The sequence below is a fragment of the Syntrophorhabdales bacterium genome (assembly GCA_035541455.1).
GTDB lineage: Bacteria > Desulfobacterota > Syntrophorhabdia > Syntrophorhabdales > WCHB1-27 > JADGQN01.
The window spans coordinates 22,036-33,119 of sequence record DATKNH010000006.1; the positions used below are offsets into that span (position 1 = coordinate 22,036).

Here is an 11,084-nt window from a genome sequence, read left to right on the forward strand (position 1 = left end):
AGAGCCGGTCACAACGAGTGGCGGTTCAGTAACACGTACATAAGGGAGGCATAATCATGAAGGCGCCGCATCCGTTTTGTTGTGCACTAATACTTCTGCTGGGACTCGCTCTATTACCTTCCGTTGCCTGTTTTGCCGCGGGATATCCCGATCGCCCGATCCAGGTCATTCTTCCTCATCCTGCCGGTTCTGTGGCAGACATAACCCTTCGCATGGCAGGCGATGAAATGGATAAGATTTTGGGCCAGCGAACTATCGTGCTTAACAAGCCGGGTGCAGGGACCGTGTTGGGCGCAGATGCAGTCGTCAGGTCAAAGAAAGATGGGTACACTATTTTCTACGGTGGAGCTTCACCCACGATTTACGCTCCGATCACCAACCCCGAGGTAGTTCATTATGACCCGGCCAAGGACCTCGAGCCGTTAGGTTTTCATTTCTTTCTGCCCACCGTGATAGGCGTCAGGACAGACGCTCCTTGGAAGACTCTGGCTGAATTTCTTGATTATGCCAAAAAGAATCCCGGTAAGATTCGCATGACGTCAATCGGCGTCGGCTCGTCAACACACTTTGCGATAGAGGTTTTTCAATCGATGACAGGCACGAGATATACACATGTGCCGTATGAAGGCGGAGAGACGGTCGTCACGGCCGTGCTGGGAGGGCACGCTGAAGCCGCAATGGACGGCTTCCAGAAGCTGAAGCCCCACGTGGACGCCGGAAGGATGAGGATTCTCCTGATCGACCCCAAGATGCCGGCTTATCCTAACATTCCATCACCAAAAGAACTGGGCTACAAACAGAGCCTGCCCGCCTCATGGTTCGGTTTCTGGAATCCAGCGGGCATCCCCGAAGAGGCGAAAAGAGTTCTGGTACCCGCAATCGAAAAGGCAATCAAGACGACGAAGCCAAAGATCGATCAGATGGGAGACATCTGCGAATACAAATCGCCTGCCGATATGAAGAAACTGAGAGACGACGAATACCGTCAGATCTATGATATTGCGGTCAAAATAGGCCTTCGCAAGCAATAGCACGCAGGCACGTCTCCGGCACGACAACCGTTCTTCTGAATCTCCGACACATACGGGTATCGCCATCACCCGGGAATCAGGCGGGTTGCGCATGTTCATAAGAAGTCTTACATTAACCCAGCACAGAACCATGGCCCGGTCACGCAGGGGGATACCGGGCCATCCCCTCGACAAGGCACCTTCAGCATGCTGGACGCATTATTTTCACCCAAGTCGATCACTGTCATCGGAGCTAGCGACAGCCCAGACAAGGTCGGCTATGCCATTTTGCACAACATCGTAAAGAGCGGCTTTCCAGGTGATGTCTATCCGGTCAATCCGGCAAGGGGCGAGATCCTCGGCATTCGTTGCTACAAGGCGCTGGAGTCCATCGACAAAAAAATAGACCTCGCAATAATCGTCATTCCCGCACGCGTCGTGCCTGACACGCTGGAAGAATGCGGGAGACGCGGTGTGGGCGCATCCATCGTCATTTCAGCGGGGTTCCGGGAGACGGGCCGCGAAGGGCTGCAGGCAGAACGCAAGATAGCCGAGATTGCCACCAAGTACCGGATGCCCATATTGGGTCCGAATTGCCTCGGGTTCATCAGCACCCTCGTTCCCATGAATGCGACATTTGCTGCAGGCATGCCGCCTCGCGGCAGTATCGCCCTGATGTCACAGTCTGGCGCTTTGTGCACCTCCATTCTTGATATCGCGCTCGCAGAGGACGTCGGCTTTTCACACTTCGTGAGCCTCGGGAACAAGGCGGACTTGAACGAGATCGATTTTCTCGAAGCCTGGGCTGACATGCCCGAGGCAAGGGTCGTTCTGGCATACCTGGAGGGCATCACGGATGGAGCCCGGTTCATCGAAGTGGCAAAACGGTTCACGAAACAGAAACCGATAATTGCCATTAAGGCAGGAGTGACCAGCAGCGGCTCGCGCGCTGTGAGCAGCCACACCGGCGCTCTGGCTGGAAGCGAGCGCGCTTACGAGGCGGCGTTCAAACAGGCGGGCGTGATCCGGGCAAGTTCCATCGATGAACTCTTCGACTACGCGATCGCGTTTGCCCGTCAACCGCTGCCGCGCAATGATAGTGTCGTCATCGTCACAAACGCCGGAGGTCCGGGCATCATGGCCACAGACGCCATCGAACGGTCCGGTTTAAGGCTCGCCTCTCTGACCAATGAGACAATGGAAGCGTTGCGCAGAGCATTGCCACCGGCTGCAAGCGTACTCAATCCTGTGGATTTGCTGGGCGACGCGTCCACCGACCGTTATCGGTCCGCGCTCAGGCTGGTGCTCGCCGACCCGAATGCCGGTGCGCTCCTCGTGATCGTTACACCCCAGTTCGCCACAAAACTCGACGAGATAGCCGAAGTGGTGGCACAGACAGCGGAGGACATAGAGATACCGGTCTTCACCTGCTTCATGGGGGAAGCTTCTGTCGGTAATGCGGTGAAGACGCTCACACGCCACCACGTGCCAAACTACATGACACCTGAAGGAGCGATCATGGCGCTTGCAGGAATGGTCAGGCAGCGCCAGTGGCGTGAAAAGATCGCTGATCCGTACGAGGTGCTCGATCTGAATACAGAGCGTGTGCTCGAAATTTTTGAGAAGGTCAGGCGGGAAGGAAGAGTGAAGATCGGCGACGCCGAGGCGCGCGCTATCCTGGAAGCCTATCGGATTCCGCTCCCTAAAGCAAAACTCTGCAGAAGTGCGGAGGAAGCAGTCTCTTACGCGCAAGAAATAGGCTTTCCAGTGGTCATGAAGATCGCCTCTCCTGATATACTGCACAAGACTGATATAGGAGGCGTAAGGCTCAATATACAGACAGCAACAGATGTAGCCGATTCCTATGATTTGCTCACCTTCCGCGCAGCGCGCTATATGCCGGAAGCCGAAATATGGGGCTGTCTGGTGCAACAGCAGGTGGTCGGCGGCAAAGAGGTTATTATAGGCATGACGCGCGATCCCCAGTTCGGGCCTCTTGTCATGTTCGGTCTTGGCGGCATCTACGTAGAAGCCCTGAAGGACGTCTCGTTCCGAATTGCTCCCTTTTCGCGGCTGGATGCGCAGGAGATGATGCGGGAAATGAAGTCATTCAGTCTGCTGCAGGGAGTGCGAGGAGAAGCTCCTTCAGACATACATGCAGTGGCAGATATTCTTCTCAGGGTGTCTCAATTGGTTACTGATTTTCCTGATATTCTCGAGCTGGATATCAATCCGCTGATCGTTTTTGAAAATGGTAAAGGCGTCATGGGCATTGACATGAGGCTGGTGCTCGCGGGCTTATGAGCGGACTGAAGCATAGATAACCTTTCGGTAGACCGGCCAAGGAGGTAATCATGGCAATAACAGTCTATGTAACATCAACGGAACGATTTTCAGGAAAGACGGCCTTTTGCGTGGGCCTGCTCCGCTGGCTGAAACAGGCAGGACATACCGTTGGTTACATGAAACCTATAAGCACCTCGGCCCTTGGTACCGGCGATCAGGTAATCGACGAAGATGCGCGATTTATCAAGGCTGTTCTGGGGCTCTCTGAACCGCTGGAAATAATGTCGCCCATTCTCTTTACCGACAAGGATGAAGAGGTCTTGCTCCGAACAACCGATCCGAGTGATTTCGAAGAACGGGTGCGCGCGGCACACGCTGTGGTCGCGGATGGAAAAGATGTGGTTATCATGGAAGGAGGAAGCAGCCTGCGTGAGGGCTGGATCATCAACCTTGCTCCTCCACGCCTCGCAGAACTTCTGGATGCCCATGTCCTGGTAGTGGTGCCCTATGCTGTCGGCCTGCACGCTGTGGATGACCTGCTGGCTGCCCGCTCCTGGCTCGCAGGAAGGCTGCTGGGGGGTGCCATAAATAGTGTTCCCAGGCACCGCATGGATTTCGTCAAAGGCGCCATAGAGCCATTTCTTAACCGCCATTCGCTTCCTGTGTTCGCCGTCGTACCTAAGGAAAAGTCCTTGTTCTCTGTGACCGTCAGCGAGTTGGCCCATGAACTGAACGGTGAAATCCTGTGCTGTACCAAGAGTATAGACGAGCTCGTGGAGAACATGGTCGTGGGTGCCATGGGCGTGGAAAGCGCGCTCTCTCACTTCCGCCGCGTGACAAAGAAAGCTGTCGTTACCGGCGGTGATCGTCCGGACATTCAGATGGCCGCCCTTGAAACATCGACGAGCTGTCTTATCCTGACGGGGGGCATGCCCCCCAATCCCCTGATTATCGGTCGTGCGGAGGACCGGAAGGTGCCGATCATCCTGACCCGGCACGACACTTTTCAGACCGTTGGCATCGCAAGTTCTTTCCTTGGCAAAACACGGTTCCATCAGGAAAAAAAGGTTCCCTATTTCGAGAAGCTGCTCGCCGGGCATATGAACTTCGACGCATTCCTCACAGCCCTGGGTATAAAGACCCACTGATGGCTGATCCTGCAACCATTCCCTGTCTGATTGCCTGCGGCAAATTCTGTTGTGGAGACGGCTGAAGTGTGGCAGACTTTACAGCCGGTGCACAGTTGCCTTCGCTATTACGGTCCTTATGTTCGCGATCTATCAGAGAGGAGGTCCGCATGATTGGAAAAGTCATACTACCGATGTTAGTCTGCCTGCTGGCATTCGCCGGATGCGCAACGCCGCCGCCGGTGAAGCAGGCCATCGTCGACATTGACAAGGGCTACGCCACAAATGCAAAGATGATGGACCAGTACCGAACCCTTGTCCAGAATGTCAACGAGAGGCTCTTTTACTGGAATCGATACATAAGCCAGCGCCTCCTCCTCGACACAGCATTGCGGTCGATGACCGAGGACTACCCTGGCAATACTCCGGCCAGGGTCGACGAAAAAGCGGACCAGCTGGGACCGAAGCTCCTCGGCCTGGTGAATGAACTGAGGCTTGCCGGGCTTCCGGCGTCTAAAGGATCCAGCGGCGCCGTGATCTTTGCAGCAGGCAAACCGGATAATACCGCAGACAAAATAGCCCAGCGTCTTCCCGAAATCGTGAACCGGGTAGTGGAAAAGGTTGATGAGGATTATGTGAATCCGGCCAAAAGAGACATGACCGAATTCGATGCCTACCAGACCAATGTCTCCGCACTCCGACAAGTCAACGGAGCAATAAGGCGATACCTTGAGATAGACGTCACGGTGTCGCCGCAGGACGTGTCGGAGATTGCAGATTCCATAAGACAACTTCGCCGCTAGGGGGTGGCCGATGAGATATTTCGTCTTGTCCTTTCTGTTGCTTTTCACCGCTTTTGGCTGCTCGTCAATCAACAGTCAATCCGTGCGCGACTTGATCCACCTGCAAACAGAGAAGATCGACCAAGCTTCCAAGAACGCTCAGACACTCACCAGTGGTACTGAAGAAGCGATTAAGAATTGGCAGAAGAGTGTGGCCTCCCTCAGCGGGGCTCTTGAAAACCAGAGAAAGATCGAAAGCGTAAACTCGCTTATCTTCTCGGCAAACCGGTCTCTTGCGACTGAAAAAGGCATTAATGCGCACGCCTCACTGTACATGATCGGCCAGGTGTACCTCAAAGATCGCATGGGGTTTGAACAGACGGTGCTCGATCAGTTTGATCAGGACTACGGCGCTTTGAGAACATTGGCCAGGCAGATCGGCGAATCGTGGAAGGCTCTTCAAAAGACGCAACAGGCAGTCGATGATTTTTCGCAAAGATCGTCTCTCGCAAGCGTGGACACAAACCTCGTGCGCTCGCTCATAATCGATTTCAAAGGTGACACCGCGGCAATCGACCAGGTGCTGATACGCTCCACACAGGTGAACGACGCGCTCAGGAAAGCCTCGGGGATGGGGTTACCCCGGGGAAATGAACTTTCAGGAGTGCAGGGGCTGAATGAGGATCTAATCAACCTGCTACAGCAGATCAAGACTAAGAGCCCATAAGCCGGCGGACGATAACCCTGACATTAAAGGAGACCCACATGAGCATCGAATTCAGTTTTAAAGGTGTGAGCGACTTCATGAAACAGAACGCCGACCTTATCGATCAAATCAAGGATACCGGATCGAATCTCTCGTCTCTGGCTGACCAACTGGAAGCAAACCGCAAACAGGCAGACCAACTGTCAGCGAGTATGCAAAAGATCCCGTTCCAGATTGCCAAGGATCAGGGCATTCAGAAAAAGCAGGCCCAACTTCTGTCAGACATTGAAGCAATGAAAGCAAAAATTGATTCTTACAAAGACGATCCGGCTAGCATGGGGCTGTACCAGGCCAAACTTGGTACGCTTTACCAGCAACTTGCAGATACCTATATCCAGGATACAATAAGCAAGATAATCGTTTTCACCCAACCTGAAGTAGACGAGATTCACAACCTGCTCGCAAATGCGACGCTAGATGCGGCTGCGCGTCAGAAGCAGGCCGCTGTGCTTCAAGCGGCGACACAAGTCGGAAAAGTGGTCTTGAAACTGCTGCTAAAGCTGACCGCCTGACAAGGGCAAGGGTCCACTGCATATCTCGACCGTATTGTCGAAGTTTTGCGCAGCTCCGACATTCTCGTACATTCAACGTCCGCCGCACCTGGTTCCCCACGTCTCCCTGCAGCAAGCAAAATGGCCTGAGAAGCCACGATAGCCCTTCCAAATAGGTTTGGCACACGTGTTGCTTAAGCTTATGTCACGAGACAACGGGGGGCCACCAGCAATCTCGATACTCTAAACGCAAAGGAGGAATGCATGAAACATGTAGTGGCAAGTACACTCTCTCTGGCAGTAGCCGCGGCTTTCTTTCTTGTACCTCTCGCCCATGGCCAGTCGACGAATGATCCCGGCATACAGCAGAGGATGCAGAACCAGGACCGAAGGATTGACCAGGGCATCAACAGCGGCCAACTGACGCCGAAGGAGGCAGGCAGGCTGGAGACAGAGCAGGCAAAGATTAAGCAGGATGAACTGAGGGCAAAGTCGGATGGGAATCTCACGCAAAAGGAACGGACAAAGCTGACAAAGGAACAGAACCGGGCAAGTAAGGACATTCACAGGCTTAAACACAACAATCGACACACAGGCACAAACTAGAAAAACAGGCAGCATTGCTAAACCCCAATGAAGCCCTGACTCTCCATCAGTCAGGGCTTTCCCAATACATCTCTTATGTGCGATCTCTCAACACTGAGGCGGATTTCGATGGATAACGAGAAGCTCCGGCGGCTGGTAGTCTTTTTCGGGTAGTGAGGAAAGGGTTTGAGATGCCAGAAGCTCCGAGCCGTGGCGGACACAGGTGTACCTGGCGGTACACCGAGAACAGACGCGGCGAAAGGCGACAAAGCAGACCAGCCTTTAACTCGCCACCCTGGCGATTCAGTCGCGGAAGGTGGCCATCACCGGCGCATGATCACTCGTCCCCACCTCCGTCAAAACCTTACACGAAACCACGCTGTCGAAAAGGGATTGGCTGGCAAGCACGTAATCCAGCCGCCAGCCTATGTTGCGCTGTCTTAAATTGCGCCACGGCGCCCACCACGTGAAAAGCTGATCGTTCAAAGGATCGAGCGCCCGACCAACGTCCACAAGGCCTTGCGAGATGATTCGCTCCAACTGCGCCCTCTCCTCCGGGAGCTGCCCTATAGCCTTCAGCTTCCTCTCCTTAGGGTGGACGTCGATGTCTGCCCGCGTCACATTCAAGTCGCCGCACAAAATAAGCCCGAGACCCTTCCCACAAAAATCCGCCGCCCACTTTTCCAGCGATTCGAGAAAGCTCATCTTGGCAGCGAAGTCCTTACCGCCGTTGGGCACGTATATGGACGCAACCGTTATACCACTCAACCGGAGCGTTACAATCCGGTTCTCAACATCGAAGGCAGGGTGCGAATAAACCGGCTCCGTGCGGCAGATCTCTTTCCTGACGTGAAGAGCAACGCCTGAGTAACCCTTCCCTCCGTGCCAGTAGCACCAGTATTCATCCAGTTCGCTCCCTGTCGCAGGAACCTGCCCCGGCAGGGCCTTGATCTCCTGAAGGCAAAGAACGTCCGGCCGATCGCGAGCAATCCATTCGCAAAGCTGCGCATAACGAGCCCGGATACCATTAACATTCCATGTGGCGATCTTCATCTTTATGCCACTCACCTTTGGCAGTGCCTGTATTTAAATTTATTCTAACAATTCTGATGCGAACAAGAAAGTTTGACGTGAGGATAATGTGCTTGCCGGAAGCGAGGAACTGTGGCAAACTTTTCACCGAACACGCAACGACGGAAGGGGAACGACATTGCAGAGCTGCCGGAATTTCACCTGTTATATGTTTGTCGTACTCTCTATCTTGGGTCAGGTTGGTTTTGGGCTTGCCGCTGCAAAGGATACGTCCGGTAGCGAGAACTGGCGGCGAATCGATGAGACGGTAATTTACAGGAGCAATGCACCGACAAAAGTCATTGTGGTCGGGAACTCGGTGATTGTTCCTGTGACCTTCGTCTATGAAGGCACCCAGGTTGATGCTCAACTCCTGCTTGATACTGGGGCCTCGGGAACAGTTATCAATACTGATATCGCAGACCGTCTGCATATCAATCTGAACGCCGCCAAAGGAATGCGAGGGCGAGTCGTTGGCGGCGATGTCATCGAGGGCTTCCAGATTACAGTGAATCGTCTCATGGTCGGCCCTCACACAAAGGAGAATGCACGAGTCTTTGTGATTCCCCACAAAGGTCCTGCAGCACGGTATGACGGGCTCCTCGGGATGGATGTATTACGCGGCCTCAAATACACGGTCGATTTCGAGAAACAGCTCATTGTATGGGAATAGCCAACCGGCTTCCAACAGCACACCTATTCCTGGGGCTCGCGTCGCCCCCTCCAGTGGCAGAGCCACATGGAGCCTCCTCCTCTCGCGAGCTGTGCTCGCTAGATAGATTTCCACGGACGACGCGAGCTGTCGAGGACTATGCACTTGTGCGTGGGTGGGCGTCTTCTGTCCGCGCACGACGCATGCTGCAAGAGTACCACGGGCTTGCCCCCGTGGGAATCTATTTTCTGACCGGCAATAGCAGCAATAACGACACTACGGAAGCTGACGCTGCGAGGGCAAAGGCATAATAGTAATTCCCGCTCGCATCTATGGTCCAGCCGCTAAGAACAGGAGCGATTACTGATCCCACTCCATGGAAGAGAGTCCAGATTCCAATAATGCTTCCGGAATACCTCCCGGGGAATAGATCGCGTGCAGAGGCCGCATAGACCGCCCAGAGGGTTCCATATCCTATGCCGAATAGAGCCGAGAATATCCACAAAACGGACAACTCACGCGCGTACGCCATCCCGAATGACCCGGAAGCTACCAGCAGTCCGCACAGCATCATAATCCTGATCCTGCCTGTTCTGTCCGAGATATGTGCCAGAATCAGTTTGCCCGTTGCACCTGCTGCTGCCACCACGAATAAAAGGCCAGTGGCAGAGGCGTAGGGTATCATCAATCTCTGCGTTGCATAGGTGACGAGAAACGTGAATGGAATAATTACTGAGAAGCTGATGAACAGGTAAGACAAACCGATCAAATAGAATCGTGTGTCCCGGAAAATTTGGCTATAGGATCCATGAGCGGAACCCTCTACCCTTTGCGCATTTGCCGGATTGAAAGCAGCGGCTTCAGTCTCCGGGCGACTCTTTATCAGAAAGAAATTCATGGCTGCCACAACCAATGCGGTCACACCAAGACATAGCCAGACCGTTCTCCAATCATGATCTCTGATAATGACCGGGACCAGAATGCTCCAACAGCCGATACCTGCCGTGGTTCCAAGATCTACAAACGAAAGAGCAATACCTCTCCTCTTAGGGCTGACCCACCTCATCACGACCGCAACCACCGGTGCCCAGCATGCGGAATGGCCTATTCCTGTAATGGCGAAAAAGATGGATGCCTGAACGACCGAGGAAGATACTGACATAAGGCACGCACCTGCACCGAGAATTGCCACAAACACCGAAAGAATAATCTTTGCGTCAAACCTGTCTACAAGAATACCAACCACTGGCGAAAGCATTGTAGCTGCAATAAAATAGGAGGCAAAAATAACTCCAGCCTGTGCTTTCGATATGTTAAGTGCAGACAACATGTACGGCAGAATCAATCCGTAGCCAAATCTGATAGCAAACGCGGCGAAAAGTGTAAAAAAGCCGGCAGTAATTATAGCTACAACACGCTTTGACATTCTATCCAACCTGTAAGGGTGTTGATAACAACCAAATCAGCGGTCGCTGAAGAACATCCGCCGCATTGCCTTCTCGGGCCAGTCCTCAACCACTAGACTTTCCCATCGATAACAACATGCTCGACAGTGAAGAACGCCGAGGACGCTTCCAAGTCGAGGAATTTTGCTTCGTCCTCAATAAACATCACGCGCAATTTCTGACCTTCGGGTGAATTGATGGCCGCGAGGAAATCTTCTTCCGACTGCCACCATATCTCGCCAACCCCGTCATACGCCTCCACTGTCCCTCGAGATTTTCGAATATTTTCATTGAGCGGCGAATCGATGGTATGGCTCTGTACATAACGCACTGCCCTGTAGGTGTCTGCAAACTCCTTGAATAAGGGACCGTGATGATTGAGCCAATACTCTTGAAACTCGGCCCGTGACATCTTCGGGTGACGCTTTGCACACATGACAAATTTGATCATATGTTCAACTCCTTCTGGGTCCAACAAAAAGCTCACCGGGAGGCGGGCGCCTTGGCTGGCGATCCGCTGCATGGCATGGTTACGCAATGATCTCGGTTAGGCCCTCGACCACCTGGACCATTTCTTCCTGAGAAACCTTACCCAGGAGCCTTCCAATTCTCTCCGCGGAGAGGGTTCGAATTTGACTGATCTTAACCCATGACCGTTTTGGTAGATTTACTCCTCTCAACTCAAGAGTCAAAGGGAAACCCGCCTTCTGGGGCTGGCTTGTGATAGTCACAGCTATGACCGTTCCCGACCGCTCATTAAAGATATCGTGGCTGAGGATCAAAACCGGGCGCAGTCCGGCTTGCTCCCTGCCTCTTGTCGGGTTTAGGTCCGCCCATCGGATCTCGCCCCTCAATATTCTGGCCATTGG

General features: G+C 53.5%; 12 protein-coding genes. 8 read left to right on the top strand and 4 right to left on the bottom strand.

Features of this window, described 5'->3' with window-relative positions; translation table 11 throughout:
• Positions 1-56 precede the first annotated feature (56 nt).
• The 7 genes from VMT71_00385 (at position 57) to VMT71_00415 (ending at position 7,068) form a co-directional block, all read left to right on the top strand.
• Positions 57-1,031 (top strand): tripartite tricarboxylate transporter substrate binding protein, encoded by a 975-nt coding sequence (locus VMT71_00385; GenBank protein HVN22395.1) that lies wholly within the window; start codon positions 57-59, stop codon positions 1,029-1,031.
• A gap of 186 nt (positions 1,032-1,217) precedes the next feature.
• The gene (locus VMT71_00390) at positions 1,218-3,314 is read left to right on the top strand and encodes an acetate--CoA ligase family protein (protein ID HVN22396.1); all 2,097 of its coding nucleotides are present in this window, start codon (positions 1,218-1,220) and stop codon (positions 3,312-3,314) included.
• 50 nt (positions 3,315-3,364) lie between these two features.
• On the top strand, positions 3,365-4,444 hold the full coding sequence (locus VMT71_00395) for a phosphotransacetylase family protein (protein HVN22397.1): 1,080 nt from the start codon (positions 3,365-3,367) through the stop codon (positions 4,442-4,444).
• A 149-nt stretch (positions 4,445-4,593) separates the two neighbouring features.
• A complete protein-coding gene (locus VMT71_00400; GenBank protein HVN22398.1) occupies positions 4,594-5,226 on the top strand; it encodes a hypothetical protein in 633 nt (210 codons plus the stop codon).
• A gap of 10 nt (positions 5,227-5,236) precedes the next feature.
• The gene (locus tag VMT71_00405) at positions 5,237-5,932 is read left to right on the top strand and encodes a hypothetical protein (GenBank protein HVN22399.1); all 696 of its coding nucleotides are present in this window, start codon (positions 5,237-5,239) and stop codon (positions 5,930-5,932) included.
• Between the two features lie 38 nt (positions 5,933-5,970).
• Entirely contained in the window at positions 5,971-6,483 is a 513-nt protein-coding gene (locus VMT71_00410; protein HVN22400.1) for a hypothetical protein, read from the top strand.
• 243 nt (positions 6,484-6,726) lie between these two features.
• A complete protein-coding gene (locus VMT71_00415) occupies positions 6,727-7,068 on the top strand; it encodes a hypothetical protein (GenBank protein HVN22401.1) in 342 nt (113 codons plus the stop codon).
• A 282-nt stretch (positions 7,069-7,350) separates the two neighbouring features.
• Here the strand turns inward: VMT71_00415 and VMT71_00420 are convergent, their stop codons facing one another.
• Positions 7,351-8,100, bottom strand: a complete 750-nt coding sequence (locus tag VMT71_00420; protein HVN22402.1) for an exodeoxyribonuclease III — start codon at positions 8,098-8,100, stop codon at positions 7,351-7,353.
• A gap of 157 nt (positions 8,101-8,257) precedes the next feature.
• On the opposite strand from VMT71_00420, the gene VMT71_00425 reads away from it, so the two are divergent.
• Positions 8,258-8,791 (top strand): retropepsin-like aspartic protease, encoded by a 534-nt coding sequence (locus VMT71_00425; protein HVN22403.1) that lies wholly within the window; start codon positions 8,258-8,260, stop codon positions 8,789-8,791.
• Between the two features lie 220 nt (positions 8,792-9,011).
• Here the strand turns inward: VMT71_00425 and VMT71_00430 are convergent, their stop codons facing one another.
• The 3 genes from VMT71_00430 to VMT71_00440 all read right to left on the bottom strand — a co-directional run.
• A complete protein-coding gene (locus VMT71_00430) occupies positions 9,012-10,196 on the bottom strand; it encodes an MFS transporter (GenBank protein ID HVN22404.1) in 1,185 nt (394 codons plus the stop codon).
• A gap of 92 nt (positions 10,197-10,288) precedes the next feature.
• Complete coding sequence (locus VMT71_00435) at positions 10,289-10,666, bottom strand: EthD domain-containing protein (protein ID HVN22405.1); 378 nt, start codon at positions 10,664-10,666, stop codon at positions 10,289-10,291.
• A 79-nt stretch (positions 10,667-10,745) separates the two neighbouring features.
• Positions 10,746-11,084: type II toxin-antitoxin system PemK/MazF family toxin (locus VMT71_00440; protein ID HVN22406.1), on the bottom strand; the 339-nt coding region annotated here is incomplete at its 5' end.

Bases quoted from the DNA above. Each gene is read 5' to 3' on its own strand.
- VMT71_00385 (HVN22395.1), top strand. From the start codon at position 57: ATGAAGGCGCCGCATCCGTTTTGTTGTGCACTAATACTTCTGCTGGGA.
- VMT71_00390 (HVN22396.1), top strand. From the start codon at position 1,218: ATGCTGGACGCATTATTTTCACCCAAGTCGATCACTGTCATCGGAGCT.
- VMT71_00395 (HVN22397.1), top strand. From the start codon at position 3,365: ATGGCAATAACAGTCTATGTAACATCAACGGAACGATTTTCAGGAAAG.
- VMT71_00400 (HVN22398.1), top strand. From the start codon at position 4,594: ATGATTGGAAAAGTCATACTACCGATGTTAGTCTGCCTGCTGGCATTC.
- VMT71_00405 (HVN22399.1), top strand. From the start codon at position 5,237: ATGAGATATTTCGTCTTGTCCTTTCTGTTGCTTTTCACCGCTTTTGGC.
- VMT71_00410 (HVN22400.1), top strand. From the start codon at position 5,971: ATGAGCATCGAATTCAGTTTTAAAGGTGTGAGCGACTTCATGAAACAG.
- VMT71_00415 (HVN22401.1), top strand. From the start codon at position 6,727: ATGAAACATGTAGTGGCAAGTACACTCTCTCTGGCAGTAGCCGCGGCT.
- VMT71_00420 (HVN22402.1), bottom strand. From the start codon at position 8,100: ATGAAGATCGCCACATGGAATGTTAATGGTATCCGGGCTCGTTATGCG.
- VMT71_00430 (HVN22404.1), bottom strand. From the start codon at position 10,196: ATGTCAAAGCGTGTTGTAGCTATAATTACTGCCGGCTTTTTTACACTT.
- VMT71_00435 (HVN22405.1), bottom strand. From the start codon at position 10,666: ATGATCAAATTTGTCATGTGTGCAAAGCGTCACCCGAAGATGTCACGG.